Here is a 17,598-nt window from a genome sequence, read left to right as displayed (position 1 = left end):
TTGCCTCCATTTGGCGCAAGATGCATAGGTAAAACGTATAGATTGGTTTGATGCGGGGGAAGAATTGAGCCTCTCTGGCGGACAAGATGCGAAGTCGACAGAGGACTTTAGGATAAGCGGCGAAAGCGAATCGCCGGCGGGATCTTGCGGGGACGAGGAAAACATGCGCCACGCGAAACCGGCATGGCGCATGAAAAGGACATCAGGAAAACTTCGCGTTTAGCTCGGCGAGCGCTTCATCAATGATTCCCAGCGCCTGCGTCACCTCATCCTCGGTCACGATACAGGGCGGCACCACATGCAGACGGTTTTCAGCCACAAAACCCAATAGCCCTTTATCAAGCAGTTGCGCTTTAAACTCGCCCATGGCGGCGGCAGGCAGCGGCGTCTTACTCACCGGATCGGAAACCAGCTCCAACGCATGGAACAGGCCGATGCCGCGCACCTCGCCGATAATGGCGTATTTCTCGCCTAGCTTGCGCAAGCCGTCCGCCAGTATGCCGTCGCCGATTTTGGCGGCGTTTTCCACGATTTTTTCCTCTTCCATCGCATCCAGCGTCGCCACGATGGCGGCCATCGCCAGGGGATGACCGGAATAGGTCAAACCGCCGGGGAACATGCGCGTATCGAAGAAATGGGCGATCGGATCGGAAATCAGCACGCCGCCCGCCGGCACGTAACCGGAGTTCACCCCTTTGGCAAAGGTGATCAGATCAGGTTCGACGCCGTAATGCTGGAACGTAAACCAGGAGCCGGTCCGGCCGAAACCGGCCATGACTTCATCCATAATCAGTACGATGCCGAACTCGTTGGCCAGCGCCTGCACGCCCGGCAAATAACCGGCGGGCGGCACCAGGATCCCCGCGGTACCCGGAATGGTTTCCAGCAAAATGGCGGCAATGGTGTTCGGTCCTTCGCACTCAATGATGCGGCGCAGGTGACGCAGCGCCGCCTCGCACTCTTCTTCCGCCGTTTTCGCCATGAATTCGCTGCGATACAGATAGGGAGTGAAAAAGTGAACATGACCACGGGAATATTCATTGGGCAAACGCCGCCAGTCGCCGGTCGCGCCAATCGCGCTGCCGGTATTGCCATGATAAGAACGATAGCCGGACAGCACTTTGTCTCTGCCGGTGAACAGGCGCGCCATACGGATGGCGTTTTCATTGGCGTCCGCGCCCGCGTTGGTGAAAAACACTTTGTTGAATTTATCCGGCGCGCGGGCCACGATGCGTTTCGCCGCTTCGCCGCGCGCTAGATTGGCCGTCGCCGGGGCGATAGTCGCCAGCGATTCCGCCTGAGCCTTGATGGCCGCAATCACTTTCGGATGCTGGTGACCGATATTGGTGTTCACTAACTGGCTGCTGAAATCCAGATAGGATTTCCCCGCATAATCCCAGAGGCGGCAACCTTCGCCGCCCGCAATCACCATCGGGTTCAGCGCCCCTTGCGTTGACCAGGAGTGAAAAACGTACTGCCTGTCCAGTTGACGGACGTAGTCATTGGACAACGCGGCTTCATTCTTATGGGTCATCTTCTTATCCTCATCATTACGCGGCACATACAACGTCCCCATCGTTCAATATCGCTCCGGTCAGGCGCGGCGAGGTAACGCAATGTGATCAATGTGTATTGCAAAATCAGACTAGGGACAAAAACGCCGCCGTTGATAGAGCCAGATCGCGAATAACTCTGGGCCAGTTTGTCCCACCGATTCCGTTCAACTGGCCTTGTCGGAGATGTTTTCCTCTCCGTAAAGTGGCGAAGCGGGGGCGGAAAGCTGCCCGCATCAGGTTAAAAACACGGGTTATCAAATTTTATTCAGAGGGGCGTTTTCAATGCAGAATATTGTGTTTATCACCGGGGCAACCTCCGGATTCGGCCAGGCAGCGGCACACCATTTTGCAGCCAATGGGTGGTCGTTGATCCTTACCGGACGGCGGGAAGAACGATTGAAAGCACTGTCGGACGAGCTGTCGGGCAAGGTTCCGGTCTACTATTCCGCGCTGGACGTCAGAGACGCGCAGGCGGTCAAAACTCTGGTCGACACGCTGCCGGCCGAGTTTAAGGCGGTGAAAACCCTGGTCAATAATGCCGGTCTGGCGCTGGCGCCTCATGCCGCGCAAAAGGTTGCTCTGGAAGACTGGCACACCATGATCGACACCAACGTCACCGGACTGGTCAACGTCACCCATGCGCTATTACCCACGCTGATTGAAACCGGCAAAGGCGCCAGCATCATCAATCTCGGCTCTATTGCCGGACAATGGCCGTATCCGGGCAGCCACGTTTACGGCGCGTCAAAAGCCTTCGTGAAACAGTTCAGTTATAACCTGCGCTGCGATCTGCAAGGCACCGGCGTACGGGTAACCGATTTGGCGCCCGGCATCGCGGAAACGGAATTTACGCTGGTGAGAACCAAAGGCGATCAGGCGGCGTCGGACAAATTGTACCGCGGCACCACGCCGCTCACCGCCGAGGACATCGCCGGACAGATTTACATGATTGCGACCCTGCCGGACCATATGAATATCAACCGGATTGAAGTCATGCCGGTACGGCAGGCATGGTCCGCCTTCGCCATCGATCGCGATTGAGCCCGGCGAAAAACCGTAGACGACCCTTGACTGATTCCTGCCTGCGCAGGAATGACGGGCTTTCCGGCCCCGCTGCCTCAACCCCGCCGCTCCCGCGGCTCCAACCTCCGTCATCCCCGAGGCTCCAACCTCCGCCTACTGCCGAGGCTCCAACCTCCGTCATCCCCGCGGCAGTAGGCGGGGATCGCCCGCTGAAACCGTAGACGGCCCTTGACTGATTCCTGCCTGCGCAGGAATGACGGGCTTTCCGTCCCTGCTGCCCCAATCCCCGTGCAGGCAGGAATGACGGGGGTGAGAGTCCGCCGGAAGAAAGCGGTTTGACGGCAGGTGCGCGACACAGTATCCGGAAAGCCGCTTACCGGTCGCGCCAGGCGCGGATCGCTTGCGCGCGCACCTGGAGTTTTTGCTGCGGCGTCATCTTGACATAGTCCGGCGCCAGACCGCTTTCCCAGTCGCCGTAAAGCGGATTGGGCAAGACGATGAACTCGGCGCCGAACCTGTCTTGATTGGCGCTGACGAACGACCGACGCTGAGCGTTATCCTGATGATACGTGGCTGAGCCAAAGTCGTTCAGGTTATCGCCCGCGTAGACGACGATGTCGTAACCGGCGTTTTTAATGCTGTCGAAACGAGCCCGTTTGTTGGAAGAATCCTGCGCAAGCAGGACGGTTTTTGCCGACATGCCGGTAAAGCCCAGTTTCTGCATATTGGCGACGGTGGCGTCGAATTCCGACTGTTTACGGTTAGACACATAGAACATGGTGCCGCCGTGGCTATTGACGTAGTTGGCGAACCGCACCGCTCCCGGAATGGCCAGCGCCTGTTCGGCCTGCGACCATTTAGCCCAGTACTCGACGTCAAACGAGGTGTTTTGCTGCGCCATCCAGCCTGAATAGGCGCTGTTATCCAGCATGGTTTCATCCAGATCGACGACCACGGCCTTTTTCTTGCCGGCGGCCGGTTTAGCCTGATCGAAAGCGCGTTGCGCGCTATTGAACGCCTGATGCGCCAGCGCCTGATATTCGCCGGATTGCTGGAACCAATTCAGCGCCATCACCATTTGGTTCGACAACTGCCGTTGCGCCTGTTGATCGTCTTTTGGCTGCTGAGCGCAGCCAACCAACGAGAGTAATGCAATACCGACGGCGGCGCCGAGGGAGGCCTTTTCGAGACGTGATTTTGTCATAGGGGGGATAACTCTCTGTCTGTTATTTTGAAACGAATATAGCGTCGCCATGCAGGCTTCTGAAGGGCGATAGATGACTGAAGTCGCGTACGATATCCGGGCGGAAGAATTGCGCCGCGCTTCGTACCTTTCGTGCATCGATCTACGCAAACGACCATCAGGCCCGCCGCGTAAGATTCCGAAAAACAGCCTAGCCGCGTTTATTTCATAAGGCAAGTCCCTACCCGAAGCAGGGATATATCATAGCGGTTAGCGCGCCCGGTTGCTGCGCTGAAATTGCCCGTCTCATCATTCCGGTATGCAATTTGCTTGTGTTTAGGCATGTGTTGTCGCGCTTACGGGAGCGGGGAATGATTGATCACTGTCTGTATATCGATTTTGTATCAAACAGAAGCCTGCAAGAGCAGCTACGGGAAACGCTGGTTACGTCGATCCTCGCCGGCGTATTTCCGATTGACGAACCGCTGCCTTCCTGTCGTAAGTTATCGTTCCAGTTGAATATTTCCCGCAATACCGTAGCGCTGGTCTACGAAGGCCTGCTTAACGACGGCTATCTGATCAGCCGACCACGCAGCGGGTATTACCTGCACCCGGACTATTATCAGACCGACGCCCTGCCGGAGATACCGCGTTATGCCGATTCGTCGGCGACCGCGCCGATGGCACCGGAATGGAGCAAGCGCTTCAATCATTGCCCCAGCAACTATCTGGCGATCCTGAAACCCGCCCAGTGGATGGACTATCCCTACCCCTTTATTTACGGTCAGCCGAATACGCAGCTTTTCCCGCTGGAGCAGTGGCGCGAAACCACGCGCAAAGTGATGGGGAGCCGCCACGACCACGGCTGGCTATACGATAATATCGACCAGGACGTTACGCCGCTGGTTGAACAGGTACGCAAGCGTATTCTTCCCAAACGGGGCATTATCGCGCGCGGCGACGAAATCCTTATCACGCTGGGTTCACAGAATGCGCTCTATCTGCTCTCGCGCCTGTTGCTGAACAGACATACCCGTATCGGGGTGGAAAATCCGGTGTTCCGCGAGGCCATTAACACCTTCGCCTTACAGGATGCCCACATCATTCCCCACTCGTTAGACAGCGAAGGCTTGCGGTTGACGGAGGCGTCGCGCGCCTGCGACTATTTTTATGTTACCCCCAGCCATCAGGCGCCCACCGGCATCAGTATGAGCAACGCCCGCAGAACGCAGTTGCTTGAACACGCCGGCAAATACGACCAAATCATTATTGAAGATGATTATGACTCCGAAAGCAGCTTTGATCCCCACCCCCAGGCCGCCCTGAAGGCCAGCGACATCCACAACCGGGTGATTTACGTCAGCAGCCTGTCCAAATCGCTGTCGCCGGGACTGCGACTGGGTTACGTGGTGGCGCCGTCGGAACTGATTGACGAACTGCGCGCGCTGCGTCGGCTGGTTTATCGTCATCCGCCCACCAGCATTCAGCATCAGATGGCGCATTTTCTGGCGCAGGGATACTACGAAACCTATCTGCACCGTTACCGCGAAGACTCCGCCAGACGCTGGAATATTCTCAACGATGCGCTGAACGCCCATCTGCCCGAATGTACCCGTATCCCCGGCAGCGGCCCCGCCAACGCGTTCTGGGTCCGCACGCCGGAATCCATCAATACGCAACAGTTGGCCTGGCGGGCGGCCCACGCCGGCGTGCTGATCGAGCCGGGGCAGGATCATTTTCTTGACCATCAGCCGCCGGGAAATTATTTCCGGCTGGGATTCCATTCCATTGAAACCGAACGGATTGAACCCGGCATCGCCCGACTGGCCGAGGCGTTTAATCTTATCCGCTCGGCCCGTCGTCGCTAACGTCAACTGCCGGTTGTCACAAAATCAACGGCGTCTACCAGCACATCCGCCGCGGGTATTAAACTCCCGCAGTGGGTCGGGTTACCCGTAATCCTTTACTACTACGTGGTATTCCATTTTCTGTGACAAAGCGATTCGTCGCCTTGATGGCTTCCTGGTTCTCTTCAAGCCAGCGGGCCTGTTCCAGTTCTCTCACTTTCGCAGCCAGGGCTTCGCCGGCAATGGCAGAGGCGTGGGCCAGCGACAACCCATTAGCCGGCATGCGCAGGCTGAACGCCCTGCTCGTCCTGATCGACCGCGAAGCAGGCTACCTGTTGTCCATCATAGGTTTTCAACTGCGGCTGGAACTGGGTGCAGGTGCTGAAGCAGCGCTGACAGCGGGCGTTGAACGCGCAGCCCGGCGGCGGGTTCAACGGGCTGGGCAGCTCGCCGACCAGCTTGATGCGCTCGCGGCGTAAATCCGGGTTCAGCCGCGGCGTCGCCGACAGCAGCGCCTGGGTATAGGGGTGGCGCGGATTATTGAAAATGGCTTCTTTGCTGCCTTTTTCCACGCAGCGGCCCAGGTACATCACCATCACTTCATCGGCGATATGCTCGACCACCGACAGATCATGGGAGATAAACACGTAAGACAGCCCCATATCCTGCTGTAAATCCATCATCAGATTCAGTACCTGCGCGCGCACGGAAACATCCAGCGCCGAAACCGGCTCATCGGCGATCACCACGTCCGGATCGAGCATCAGGCCGCGGGCGATGGCGATGCGCTGACGCTGCCCGCCGGAAAACATATGCGGATAGCGCTCGTAGTGTTCGGTTTTCAACCCCACTTTCGCCATCATGGCCAGCGCTTTTTCACGGCGTTCCGCTTTTGACAGCCCGGTGTTGATCAGCAGCGGCTCCTCCAGGATCTGACCGACCTTTTTGCGCGGGTTGAGCGATCCGTAAGGATTCTGAAAGACGATCTGGATCTTCTGACGACGCAGCTTTTCCGCCGTTTGATCCGGCTTCAGCAGATCCTGCCCCTGATAGTAAAGCTCGCCCGCCGAGGGGATTTCGATCATGGTCAACAGACGGCCCAGCGTCGACTTACCGCAGCCGGATTCGCCCACCACCGCCAGCGTTTTGCCGCGTTCCAGCGTGAAAGAGACGCCGTCCAGCGCCTTAACCACGCGTTCCGGTTTGAATAACCCTTTCTTCACCGGATAGTGCTTTTTCAGGTCGATCGCATGCAGCAAATGCGGCTGCGATGTAAGGTTATTTTGGCTCATGCGCCTGGCCTCCCCGCATCATCCAGCGGTGTATGACATTTTACCTGACGTCCCGGGATAGCCCGTAGTTCAGGCTCTTCGCGCCGGCAGCGATCGTTGGCATAGGGGCAGCGCGGGTTCAGCAGACAGCCGTTCGGGCGGTCATATTTTCCCGGCACCACCCCCGTCAACGATTCCAGACGTGATTTATCCTGCGAAAATTCCGGCAAGGCGCGCAGCAGCGCCTGCGTATAGGGATGCCGCGGCGTGCTGAAGATATCCGCCGCCTTGCCGGATTCCACTACCTGTCCGGCATACATGACGATGATGTGATGCGCCGCTTCCGCCACCAACGCCAGGTCGTGGGTAATCAGAATCAGCGCCATGTTTTCGCGCTGCTGCAATTCAAGCAGCAGTTCGATAATCTGCGCCTGGATAGTCACATCCAGCGCCGTGGTCGGTTCGTCCGCAATCAGCAGTTTGGGCCGACAGGCAATCGCCATGGCGATCATCACGCGCTGGCTCATCCCGCCGGAAAGCTGATGCGGATAGACATCCAGCCTTGATTCGGGATCGGGAATGCCCACCAGCGTCAGCAGGTCGATCGCCCGCTGGCGACGGGTTTTGCGGTTGCCGCCCTGATGCACCTTGATGGCTTCCATAATCTGGAATCCCACGGTATAGCAGGGGTTCAGGCTGGTCATCGGGTCCTGGAAAATCATCGCCACTTCCGCCCCGACCAGCTGACGCCGCGCCTTCTCGGATATTTGCGTCAAATCGCGCTGGTCGAACTCCAGCTTGTCGGCCATCACCTTACCGGGATAATCGATTAATCCCATAATCGCCAGCGAGCTGACCGATTTACCGGAACCGGACTCGCCGACGATCCCCACCACCTGCCCTTGTTCGACCTGATAGCTGATGCGGTCGACCGCGCGAAACGGCACGCCCTCATCGCCAAAATGCACGGACAGTTTCTCTATATTGAGTAACGCCATCTCTCTACCTCTGTTACTGCTTGAGTTTGGGGTCGAGAGCGTCACGCAAGCCGTCCCCCATCAGGTTAAATGCCAATACCGTCAGTAAGATCGCCAGACCGGGGAACGTCACCACCCACCAGGCGCTTTGCGCGAACTGCAAAACGTCGGAAAGCATGGTGCCCCACTCCGGCGTCGGCGGCTGTGCGCCCATACCGAGGAAACCCAAAGCAGCCATATCGAGAATGGCGTTGGAAAAACCCAGCGACGCCTGCACGATCAACGGCGCCAGGCAGTTTGGCAAAATGTTGACGAACATCTGGCGCAATGCGCCGGCGCCCGCCACGCGCGAAGCCGTCACATAGTCACGGTTCACCTCGACCAGCACCGCCGCGCGCGTCAGGCGCACATAGTGCGGCAGCGCGACAAAGGTCAGCGCCAGCGAGGCGTTGACGATCGACGGCCCGAAAACCGCCACCAGCACCAGCGCCAGCAGCAGACTGGGCAACGCCAGCATGATGTCGACGATACGCATAATGACGGCATCCACCGCACCGCCGAAGTAACCGGCCAGCAGGCCGAGAATCACCCCCAGAACCAGCGACAGCGCCACCACCAGACAGCCGACCAACAGCGACAAACGCGCGCCGTACATCAGCCGGGATAGAACGTCGCGGCCGACGTCATCGGTACCCAGAATAAACTGCCAGCTGCCGCCCTCCTGCCACACCGGCGGGTGCAGCAAGGCATCGCGGAACTGCTCGGCCGGCGTATGCGGCGCCAGTACATTCGCGCCAATCGCAATAATCAGCATCAGCGCGACATAAATCATGCCGGCCACGGCCCCTTTATTACGTTTAAAATAGTGCCAGAATTCCTGGATCGGGGTCATCGGCTTGGGCGCGCGGCTTGCAGCCGGCTCAGTGATTTGCGTCATTTCAGCCTCCCCTTATTTCTTATGACGGATACGTGGATTGACCACGCCGTAAAGCACATCCACCAGCAGGTTCACCAGAATAATCATGGTGGCCACCAGCAGTACGCCGCCCTGTACCACCGGATAATCACGGCGTTGCAAAGCATCAATCAACCAGCGTCCCAATCCCGGCCAGGAGAAGATGGTTTCCGTCAGGATGGCGCCAGCCAGCATCGTCCCCACCTGTAATCCGATCACCGTCACCACCGGCAGCATGGCGTTGCGCAGCGCGTGTACCACAATCACCCGCAGGCGGCTTAGCCCTTTGGCGCGAGCGGTACGGATGTAATCCTCGCCCAGCACTTCCAGCATGGCGGAACGCGTCATACGCACAATCACCGCCAGCGGGATGGTACCCAGCACCACGGCGGGCAGGATCATATGCTGCACCGCATCGATAAAGTCGCCCGGTTCGCCCCAGAAAAAAGTATCAATCAGCATGAACCCGGTCAGCGGCATGCTTTCATCAAGGAACACCGTATCGCTGATCCGGCCGGATACCGGCGTAAGATTGAGATGAACCGACACCAGCATGATCAGCATCATCCCCCACCAGAAAATGGGCATGGAGTAGCCGGTCAACGCCAGACTGATGGAAGCGTGATCGAAGATAGAACCGCGTTTTACCGCCGCTAAAACACCGACGGGGATCCCCACGCTGATGGCGAAAATCATCGCGCAGACGCCTAATTCCAGCGTCGCCTTAAAGCGTGGGACGAACTCCTCCCACACCGGAATGCGGCTCTTGAGGGAAATGCCCAAATCACCCTGCAAGACGCCGCCAATATAGTTGACGTACTGTTGCCACATCGGCTTATCCAGCCCCATTTCCGCCATCAGCTGCGCGTGGCGTTCCGCGGAAATTCCGCGTTCCCCGGCCATGATCATGACCGGATCGCCCGGGATCATATGCACAAAAGCAAAAGTCAGTAAGGTAATGCCAATAAACGTTGGGATAACCAATCCCAAACGCCGGAGTATGAACTGCAACATATCCCGAACTCTCTTTAAGCGCCCGCTTAGCTCATAGGCTTACGGGCTGATTTATGCTCACATTTGCCATTTATGGACGCAAAGCCCTGCTTCCGCCACTGTGGCGGAAGCAGGGCTCAAAGGCTGCCCATAAAATAACGGGTTTAATTAATCGAGCGACACGTTGTTGAAACTGTGTACGCCGCGCGGTTCGATAACATAGCCTTTCACATTTTTACGGATCGGCTCATACACGGTGGAATGCGCCACAATCAGCGCCGGCGCCTGATCGTGCATCACCACCTGAGACTGTTTATACAGTTCGATGCGTTTGGCATGATCGGATACCGAGCGTGCCGGCTGGATCAGATCTTCAAACGGCTTGTAGCACCATTTGGAGTAGTTAGAGCCTCTTTCCGCCGCGTCGCAGCTAAACAACGTAGCGAAGAAGTTATCCGGATCGCCATTGTCGCCGGTCCAGCCCATCAGCACCGTCTGATGCTCGCCGTCTTTGGCGCGTTTCAGGTATTCGCCCCATTCATAGGTCACAATCTTGGCCTGCACGCCGATCTTGGCCCAATCCGCCTGGATCATTTCCGCCATACGACGGGCGTTCGGGTTATAGGGACGCTGTACCGGCATCGCCCACAGATCGATGGTGAAACCGTCCGCCACGCCCGCTTCTTTCAGCAGCGCCTTGGCTTTTTCCGGATCGTAGCCGTAGTCCTGAATATCGTCGTTATAGCCCCACATGGTCGGCGGGATCAGGTTCTTCGCCGCCTGCCCCGCCCCCTGGTAGACCGCCTCGATAATGGCGGACTTGTTTACCGCGTAGGTCAGCGCCTGACGGACCTTCACCTCATCCAGCGGTTTTTTCTGCACGTTGAACGCCAGATAACCCACGTTAAGTCCCGGTTTTTCCAGCAGCGTAATGTTTTTATCCTGCTTCATCCGCGCCAGGTCGGCCGGATTCGGGTAGGCCATAATCTGGCATTCATTCTTTTGCAGTTTGGCGTAACGCACGGAAGCGTCCGGCGTGATGGAGAACACCAGACGGTCGACGCCCGGTTTTTTGCCCCAGAATTCAGAGAAGGCGGTATACAGAATGCGCGAATCTTTCTGGTATTGCTGCAACTTGAACGGCCCGGTGCCGATCGGATTCAGGTCGATTTTTTCCGGCGTGCCGGCTTTTAACAGCTTATCGCCGTATTCGGCCGACTGAATGGAGGCGAAATCCATCGCCAGATCGGCCAGGAACGGCGCTTCCGGGCGGGTCAGCGTGAAGCGGACGGTGTAATCATCCACTTTTTCGATTTTGCCGATCAGATCCGGCATCCCCATGCCCTGATAGTACTCATAGCCGCCGCCGGACACTTTATGATAGGGATGATTGGCGTCCTGCTGGCGCAAAAATGAAAACAGCACGTCGTCGGCATTGAAATCGCGCGACGGTTTAAAGTCTTTATTATCCTGCCACTTCACGCCTTTGCGCAGATGGAAAGTATAGGTTTTACCATCTTCACTGATATCCCATTTTTCAGCCAGACCCGGTTCGATATCGGTGGTGCCGCTTTTGAATTCGATCAGGCGGTTGTAGATAGGAATAGAGCTGGCGTCGAACGTGGTGCCGGCGGTAAACAGCTGCGGGTTAAACCCTTCCGGGGAGCCTTCGGAACAATAGACCAATGTTTTGGCCTGTAGACCGGCCGCGACAGACATGGCGAGCAAGCCAAGCCCGAGTTTTAAAGCCCTTGATTTAGCCAAGGAATTTTCCATTATTTGAGCTCCATTGTGGATGATGTTGTGTTATTCATTTGGCCGGACCGGTATTTTTAGGTGTGATGGTCCGCGCCTTGCCCTCAGGCGCAAAAGTAAAATAACGGAGGGAGCGGCAAGAAAAGCCGAAGACCGATGAATGCGAGGAATGATTCAGGCATTCACGGTTTTCTCCCTTTACGACGCCTTAAATCTGTCAACAGATCACCATGACGTCAATACAAACCAAAGGGATTTACAAAGCGGCAAAAACGTCTTTATTAGTTAATAATATATCTATAACAAAAAAATATAGTTTTATATTTCATAGTAACGACAAAAAATCAATTTTTTAACTGTATAAATAAAAAACAAAAGGATAAGACACCAGTGGAAAAACGATATAAAAAAACCTTTATTCGGGCAAGATGCGAGCACTTTTATTTGCGAAAAGTTTAAACAGCAGATGAAAATGCTAATTATCGATAAGAAAAATAGATATGCGAATAAACAGGTCAGTCAGCGACGCTGACTGACCTGAGCACAGAGAAGGGACGTCGGGTTAGATGATCCAATTCAGCAACAGGGTCGCGCCGATTACGGTAGAAGCGCCGCCGATACGGGTGGCGATCTGGGCGAAAGGCATCAGCGACATGCGGTTGGAGGCGGAAAGAATGGCGACGTCGCCGGTGCCGCCGAGCCCGCTATGGCAAGTGGTGACGATGGATGCCTCTATCGGATACATGTTCAGATACGGCGCGATGAAAAAGCTGACCAGGGCCATGGAAAGCACCACGGAGCCGCACACGATGACATAACCGACGGAAAAGACGGCGACGACGCTTTCCAGCGGGATGTACAGCATGCCCAGGCCAATCATCAGCGGCCATACCAGCGAACTGGAGACGAACTTGTAAACGCTGTGCGCGCCCGTTTCCATGGTGGCGGGAATAACGCGGCTGTATTTGCAGAATACGGCGATCAGAATCATCAGCACCGGCCCTGGAATATGCACCAGTTTTTCAAACAGACCGCCGACGATGAAAAACGCGCAGATCATCAGCAAGCCGCCGCCCATCAGGTGAAAATCGACCGGTTTAGGCGCTTCGGTGACGGCGAATATCGCATTGTCTTCATCGCTGCGCACCAGACGGCCTTCGCCGTTCAGGTCTTTGCGACGCAAACCAAGACGAGACAGGATGCCGGCGCAAAAAATGGCGAAGATGTTGCCGACGACGGCGGCCGGCGCCAGCTGCGCGACGTAGACGTCCGGCGTTTCCCCTAAAATGGCGGAGTAGGCCAGCGATAAAGGCAGGATGCCTTCGCCGATGCCGCCGCCGATAATCGGAACAATGATGAAAAAGAAGGTGTGGTAGAAGCTGTAGCCGCAGAGTTTGCCAACCAGCAGGCCGGTTCCCAGGGCGGTCGCCGTCCCCACCACCAGCGGCACGAACATCCGGATCATGCCCTGAATCAGGATTTTCCGGTTCATGCCCAGAATACTGCCGACCACCAGACAGGCGATGACGAAATAGAGGAAATTGGCCTCTTTCATCAGCAGGTGAACGGTTTTCATGGTGTTATCATTAAACAAATGAAAATACACCAGAATGGAAGGCACCATCAGGCAGAGAATGGCCGGGCCGCCGATATCTTTAAATACCGGAATTTTATGCCCGATATGCGCCAGCAGGAAACCCATGCTCATAATAACGGCAAAACCGCCGATCATATTTTTAGGTAAATATCCTGCATAGGCCGCAATAAAAACAATCGCGCCTATCGCAATGAATAGCGGAAAAGGAACAGAACCAATGGTCTTTTTAAAAAATATCTCCATAAACGAGTGTGGGGGATTTATGGCAAGCTCGTTTTTACATAGAATATCCGTGTCAGTTTTTTTCATTGTATTCACCCAGCTATGACAGTACGGTACAGGAAACCTGTGTTTATTTTCAGGAAGTAAGAAAGTCCATTTTTGTTTTTATCAATATGTAATAAAAAATGGCAGGTGTTATTTATTGAATACTTTTATTAGAGGTAATCTATCATAGGCAAATGTTAAAAATGATATAGTTTTACATTCTTAATGCTATATTTGTGAACTTATTAGCAAGTTCTATTTAAATAACTTATATCATTTTTTTGTAATTAAATTAATTTTTGTGTGGGTATTGGGGAATATCTGACAGATGAAGGCAGGAACATCAACGAATATAAGATAAAAATACCACGTTATTAAAATAAGTAAATAAGCCGATTGAATACTAATGAAAGTATTTCGCTCAACCGCGCCTTCCCATCGCCCTTGCGCAAGACGCCTTTCAGCAGCGATCGTTACGCGGCCCGCGCATGGGGAAGAGAGAGCCTCGCCTGTCCGAAAATGGGTTACCACGCTGATTTTACAGTGACCTCCCCCCCCTATTTCTGTTTATATATACCCATACTTTCGACGTGCGGACGCCATCTCCATCAGCCGGATGAGCTGATAACCATGATGAGCGACTGCCGTTTGAACAAATGGAAAGTAAGATTCTTGCAATCTAAGCGGAGATAATACGTTATGCATCAGTATGCCTTGGTGGGCGATGTCGGAGGGACAAACGCGCGTCTTGCGCTTTGCGCATTAGAAACCGGTGAAATATCGAGCAACAAAAACTATGCCGTATCCGAGCACGACAGCCTGGAGACGGTTATCCGGCTATTTCTGGCTGAACATCCCTCATTAACCATCAAACAAGGTTGTATCGCTATCGCCTGTCCCATCGTCGGCGACTGGGTAGCCATGACCAACCATAACTGGGCTTTCTCCATCGCGGAGAAAACCCGGAATCTGAATTTTGATCGTCTGGATATTATCAATGACTTTACCGCCGTCAGCATGGCGATCCCGACGCTCAGCCCGGATGATGTGATCCAGTTCGGCGGAAACCAGGCCGTCGCAGGTAAACCTATTGCGGTTTATGGCGCCGGCACCGGGCTCGGCGTGGCGCATCTCGTACCGGTGGACGGCAAATGGATTAGTCTGCCCGGCGAAGGCGGACATGTCGACTTTGCGCCAAACAGCGAGGAAGAGTCGTTAATCCTCAAAATACTGCGTGATGAACTCGGCCATGTTTCGGCGGAACGTCTCCTGTCCGGCGCCGGTCTCGTCAACCTGTATCGGGCGATTGTCATTGCCGACGGCAGAACGCCGGAAGCGCTGACGCCAAAGGATATTTCCACCAGGGCGCTGGGAAACAGCTGCGTAGACTGTCGCCGCGCCTTGTCGCTGTTCTGTGTTCTGTTGGGGCGTTTCGGCGGGAATCTGGCGTTAACGCTGGGGACGTTTGGCGGCGTCTACATCGCGGGCGGCATTGTTCCGCGCTTTATGGATTTCTTCCTCAACTCCGGCTTCCGCACGGCCTTTGAGGATAAAGGGCGGTTTAAAGATTATCTGGCCGATATTCCGGTTTACCTGATCACCCATTCCCACCCCGGCCTGCTCGGGGCAGGCGCATGGCTGCGTCAGGCCAGCGGTTATACCTTATAATCCGGCGTCAGGGCCGGAAACGGCCCTGAACCGGTGCGGAAAAGCCGTCCTTACTCGCAATATTGACGCAACGCATCCTGCTTTTCGGGCAACAAGCGATAGAGATAGACCGGCCTGCCGGTCGATCCATAGAGGATATTGGTGGCGAGAATACCGGTATCCGCCAGATAAATCAGGTATTTACGGCAAGACACGCGGGAGATGCCGATAGCGTTCGCCAGCATTTCCGTTGAGAACTCGGCGCCCTGGTTGCCTTCAATCCATTCACACACGGTGCGCAGCGTTAAGCTGGTCAGGCCTTTCGGCAGTTTCTTGCGTTCGCCGGCGGCGTTGCCGTTGGTGCGTCTGATGAGGTTATCAATATCGGACTGCGCCACAAACTCACGGTGTTTCAGCAAATTGGCCTCTTCCCGATAGGCCGTTAACGCCTGCTCGAAACGGGAAAACTGAAAAGGCTTAATCAGATAATCCACCACGCCGTAGTGCAGCGCTTTCTTGATTGAGTACACGTCGCTGGCGGATGAAATGATGATCACATCCGTCCTTTCACTGAACTCCCGAATGGTCGGCAACAAATCCAATCCGTTATCCTGCTGCATATAAATATCCAGCAACACCAGATCGATGCCTGAATCCGGTTGCATAAGTAAGTTTCTCGCCTGCTGTAACGTAGGTACCGTCGCATAACAGCTAAATCCGGAAATCTGACTCAGATAAGATTTGTTCAGTTCTGCAACCATGGCATCGTCATCAACAATCAGTACATTAATCATGGTCAAACGGCCTTGCTTGATAAGGTATGTTAACGAAAAACTGGGTATACACCTCAGGTTCCGACTCAAAATCGATGTTTCCGCCTATCTTTTCCAAACTCTGCCTGGTGAGATACAGGCCTATGCCCCGTCCACTGCCTTTGGTGGAAAAACCCTGCTCATAAATATGTTCCTGATTCTCCGGTAAAATGCCGGGGCCGTCATCACCCACGGTGAAATGCAAGCGCCCGTCCTGATGGTGAAAACTTACGCTGATTTCACAGTTTTCCTGCCCGTCGATGGCATCCATCGCATTTTCAATCAGATTGCCCAGAACCGTAATAAGTTCATTGGTGGCATCCACGTCGTCCGTATCGGGCAACAGGCTATCCTCGCCGATTGACAAGGTAATGCCGAGATCGCGGGCTCGGTTAATCTTGCCCAACAGGAAACCGGCAATCACAGGGGATTTGACTTTACGGATAATCGAACCAATTTCCGCCTGATAGTTATTGGCGGTTTTCAAAATATAGGCCTCTAACTGAGAGTAATATTTTAAATGCAGCATCCCCAATATCACATGCAGCTTGTTCATAAACTCATGCGATTGCGCCCGCAGCGCGTCCGCATAGTAAGACATGCCGGACAGACGTTGTAATAACTGGCTGATTTCCGTTTTATCACGGAATGTCACGATCGCGCCGATCATATCGCCCTCGACAAATACGGGTACGGTATTCGTCAGCAGCAGATGGCCGTGAACGTTAATTTCTTCATCGCGGCGTGGAATGCCTTTTTCCAGCACCTGTTTCAAATGCAGGCGATCCAGCCAATGCTGGCTGATGCTCTCCGCCGTTTGCTCCGGCGACTGACTTCCTCCCTGTCGAAACAACCGTATCGCCTCATCGTTAATCACCGTGATGTTCGCATTACTATCGACCGCAATCACGCCTTCTTTAATCTGCTTCAACATCGCATTACGCTGCTCAAACAGATTCGAGATCTCAAACGGCTCAAAACCCAGCATGATGCGTTTGAGTATCTTCACCAAAATCAACGTACCCAGCCAACCGACCAGGGCGCCCGCCAGAATCGTCCAGGGGATCATCCAACGGTTCTCGTTGATGACCTTCTGCACGCTGGTCAGCGCAATGCCTAAGGCGACCACGCCGACTTGCTGGTGATTCTCGTCGAAAACCGGGGTAAAGACCCTCAGCGCCGGGTCAAGCGTACCACGGCTGATGGATGAATTCTCCATCCCCAGCAGGGCGGGATAAATATCCCGACCAGCAAAGTGCTCGCCGATCCTTTCCCGCTCCGGATGAGTATGGCGAATGGTATCCATATCGGTGACGGTAATGAAAAGTAACTGGTTACTCAGGCTGATACGCTCTGCCGCATCCTGTATGGCATCTGGGTTGCCAAGACCTTTCAGATCATTGACGACCAGGGATGAAGAGGCGAAGGTGCGGGCGATAGCGAACGCTTTTTCCCGTAAATGATCTTCGGAGAGCTGGTTAATGCGAAAAAACAGTAAGGCATAGACGACCAGCAGAACCGCGCCAATCACCGCTGAAACCATCAGAAACACCGATGTACCCAACTTCAACGGTGTTTTTTTCTTATTCATTTTGCTCTCCGGAATAACCATCATTACACCGTTATCTTATACTTTTTCATCACGTTTCGCGTGTAAGCAAACACTGAATACGTCGGCCACCGGCGGGCGGAACACGTTATGTCGGATCAAATCA

General features: G+C 54.8%; 14 protein-coding genes. 3 read left to right on the top strand and 11 right to left on the bottom strand.

The features are described 5' to 3' along the window. Positions 1 to 202 precede the first annotated feature (202 nt). Positions 203 to 1,534, bottom strand: coding sequence for an aspartate aminotransferase family protein (locus ABRZ28_RS14255; protein WP_330520605.1), 1,332 nt, complete (start codon positions 1,532 to 1,534; stop codon positions 203 to 205). Positions 1,535 to 1,838: 304 nt separating this feature from the next. Here ABRZ28_RS14255 and ABRZ28_RS14250 point away from each other — a divergent pair, with 304 nt between their 5' ends. After that, a complete protein-coding gene (locus ABRZ28_RS14250; protein ID WP_319605052.1) occupies positions 1,839 to 2,597 on the top strand; it encodes an SDR family NAD(P)-dependent oxidoreductase in 759 nt (252 codons plus the stop codon). A gap of 355 nt (positions 2,598 to 2,952) precedes the next feature. Here the strand turns inward: ABRZ28_RS14250 and ABRZ28_RS14245 are convergent, their stop codons facing one another. Beyond that, entirely contained in the window at positions 2,953 to 3,783 is an 831-nt protein-coding gene (locus ABRZ28_RS14245; protein ID WP_319605051.1) for a 5'-nucleotidase, lipoprotein e(P4) family, read from the bottom strand. Between the two features lie 350 nt (positions 3,784 to 4,133). On the opposite strand from ABRZ28_RS14245, the gene pdxR reads away from it, so the two are divergent. Next, positions 4,134 to 5,630, top strand: a complete 1,497-nt coding sequence (pdxR, locus tag ABRZ28_RS14240) for a MocR-like pyridoxine biosynthesis transcription factor PdxR (RefSeq protein WP_319605050.1) — start codon at positions 4,134 to 4,136, stop codon at positions 5,628 to 5,630. A gap of 58 nt (positions 5,631 to 5,688) precedes the next feature. Here the strand turns inward: pdxR and ABRZ28_RS14235 are convergent, their stop codons facing one another. The 7 genes from ABRZ28_RS14235 to ABRZ28_RS14205 form a co-directional block, all read right to left on the bottom strand. Continuing rightward, the gene (locus tag ABRZ28_RS14235; protein WP_349824364.1) at positions 5,689 to 5,892 is read right to left on the bottom strand and encodes a type II toxin-antitoxin system CcdA family antitoxin; all 204 of its coding nucleotides are present in this window, start codon (positions 5,890 to 5,892) and stop codon (positions 5,689 to 5,691) included. Then, the gene (gene dppF / locus ABRZ28_RS14230) at positions 5,882 to 6,901 is read right to left on the bottom strand and encodes a dipeptide ABC transporter ATP-binding subunit DppF (protein WP_319605049.1); all 1,020 of its coding nucleotides are present in this window, start codon (positions 6,899 to 6,901) and stop codon (positions 5,882 to 5,884) included. Before dppF ends, ABRZ28_RS14235 begins: the two co-directional genes overlap by 11 nt. Then, complete coding sequence (gene dppD / locus ABRZ28_RS14225) at positions 6,898 to 7,878, bottom strand: dipeptide ABC transporter ATP-binding protein (RefSeq protein ID WP_319605048.1); 981 nt, start codon at positions 7,876 to 7,878, stop codon at positions 6,898 to 6,900. The genes dppF and dppD overlap by 4 nt, the downstream gene beginning before the upstream one ends. A gap of 13 nt (positions 7,879 to 7,891) precedes the next feature. After that, positions 7,892 to 8,794 (bottom strand): dipeptide ABC transporter permease DppC, encoded by a 903-nt coding sequence (gene dppC / locus ABRZ28_RS14220; RefSeq protein WP_319605047.1) that lies wholly within the window; start codon positions 8,792 to 8,794, stop codon positions 7,892 to 7,894. A gap of 12 nt (positions 8,795 to 8,806) precedes the next feature. Continuing rightward, positions 8,807 to 9,826 (bottom strand): dipeptide ABC transporter permease DppB, encoded by a 1,020-nt coding sequence (gene dppB / locus ABRZ28_RS14215; protein WP_330520604.1) that lies wholly within the window; start codon positions 9,824 to 9,826, stop codon positions 8,807 to 8,809. Positions 9,827 to 9,973: 147 nt separating this feature from the next. Next, positions 9,974 to 11,581 carry a dipeptide ABC transporter periplasmic-binding protein DppA gene (gene dppA / locus ABRZ28_RS14210; protein WP_330520603.1) on the bottom strand — a complete coding sequence of 536 codons (1,608 nt, stop codon included), beginning with the start codon at positions 11,579 to 11,581 and terminating at the stop codon, positions 9,974 to 9,976. 541 nt (positions 11,582 to 12,122) lie between these two features. Then, positions 12,123 to 13,466 carry a 2-hydroxycarboxylate transporter family protein gene (locus tag ABRZ28_RS14205; protein ID WP_319605044.1) on the bottom strand — a complete coding sequence of 448 codons (1,344 nt, stop codon included), beginning with the start codon at positions 13,464 to 13,466 and terminating at the stop codon, positions 12,123 to 12,125. Between the two features lie 657 nt (positions 13,467 to 14,123). Here ABRZ28_RS14205 and glk point away from each other — a divergent pair. Continuing rightward, complete coding sequence (glk, locus tag ABRZ28_RS14200; RefSeq protein ID WP_319605043.1) at positions 14,124 to 15,092, top strand: glucokinase; 969 nt, start codon at positions 14,124 to 14,126, stop codon at positions 15,090 to 15,092. 50 nt (positions 15,093 to 15,142) lie between these two features. Here glk and dcuR read toward each other — a convergent pair whose 3' ends face one another. Further along, on the bottom strand, positions 15,143 to 15,865 hold the full coding sequence (gene dcuR / locus ABRZ28_RS14195; RefSeq protein ID WP_319605042.1) for a two-component system response regulator DcuR: 723 nt from the start codon (positions 15,863 to 15,865) through the stop codon (positions 15,143 to 15,145). Continuing rightward, positions 15,858 to 17,474 (bottom strand): sensor histidine kinase, encoded by a 1,617-nt coding sequence (locus tag ABRZ28_RS14190; RefSeq protein ID WP_319605041.1) that lies wholly within the window; start codon positions 17,472 to 17,474, stop codon positions 15,858 to 15,860. The genes dcuR and ABRZ28_RS14190 overlap by 8 nt, the downstream gene beginning before the upstream one ends. Positions 17,475 to 17,598 lie beyond the last annotated feature (124 nt).

This window comes from Brenneria sp. g21c3, assembly GCF_040240345.1.
GTDB lineage: Bacteria > Pseudomonadota > Gammaproteobacteria > Enterobacterales > Enterobacteriaceae > Brenneria.
This window is presented reverse-complemented; position numbering and strand designations above follow the sequence as displayed.

Bases quoted from the DNA above. Each gene is read 5' to 3' on its own strand.
- ABRZ28_RS14245 (WP_319605051.1), bottom strand. From the start codon at position 3,783: ATGACAAAATCACGTCTCGAAAAGGCCTCCCTCGGCGCCGCCGTCGGT.
- glk (WP_319605043.1), top strand. From the start codon at position 14,124: ATGCATCAGTATGCCTTGGTGGGCGATGTCGGAGGGACAAACGCGCGT.
- dppA (WP_330520603.1), bottom strand. From the start codon at position 11,581: ATGGAAAATTCCTTGGCTAAATCAAGGGCTTTAAAACTCGGGCTTGGC.
- dppC (WP_319605047.1), bottom strand. From the start codon at position 8,794: ATGACGCAAATCACTGAGCCGGCTGCAAGCCGCGCGCCCAAGCCGATG.
- ABRZ28_RS14235 (WP_349824364.1), bottom strand. From the start codon at position 5,892: ATGCCGGCTAATGGGTTGTCGCTGGCCCACGCCTCTGCCATTGCCGGC.
- dppB (WP_330520604.1), bottom strand. From the start codon at position 9,826: ATGTTGCAGTTCATACTCCGGCGTTTGGGATTGGTTATCCCAACGTTT.
- ABRZ28_RS14250 (WP_319605052.1), top strand. From the start codon at position 1,839: ATGCAGAATATTGTGTTTATCACCGGGGCAACCTCCGGATTCGGCCAG.
- ABRZ28_RS14190 (WP_319605041.1), bottom strand. From the start codon at position 17,474: ATGAATAAGAAAAAAACACCGTTGAAGTTGGGTACATCGGTGTTTCTG.
- ABRZ28_RS14205 (WP_319605044.1), bottom strand. From the start codon at position 13,466: ATGAAAAAAACTGACACGGATATTCTATGTAAAAACGAGCTTGCCATA.
- dcuR (WP_319605042.1), bottom strand. From the start codon at position 15,865: ATGATTAATGTACTGATTGTTGATGACGATGCCATGGTTGCAGAACTG.
- ABRZ28_RS14255 (WP_330520605.1), bottom strand. From the start codon at position 1,534: ATGACCCATAAGAATGAAGCCGCGTTGTCCAATGACTACGTCCGTCAA.
- pdxR (WP_319605050.1), top strand. From the start codon at position 4,134: ATGATTGATCACTGTCTGTATATCGATTTTGTATCAAACAGAAGCCTG.
- dppF (WP_319605049.1), bottom strand. From the start codon at position 6,901: ATGAGCCAAAATAACCTTACATCGCAGCCGCATTTGCTGCATGCGATC.
- dppD (WP_319605048.1), bottom strand. From the start codon at position 7,878: ATGGCGTTACTCAATATAGAGAAACTGTCCGTGCATTTTGGCGATGAG.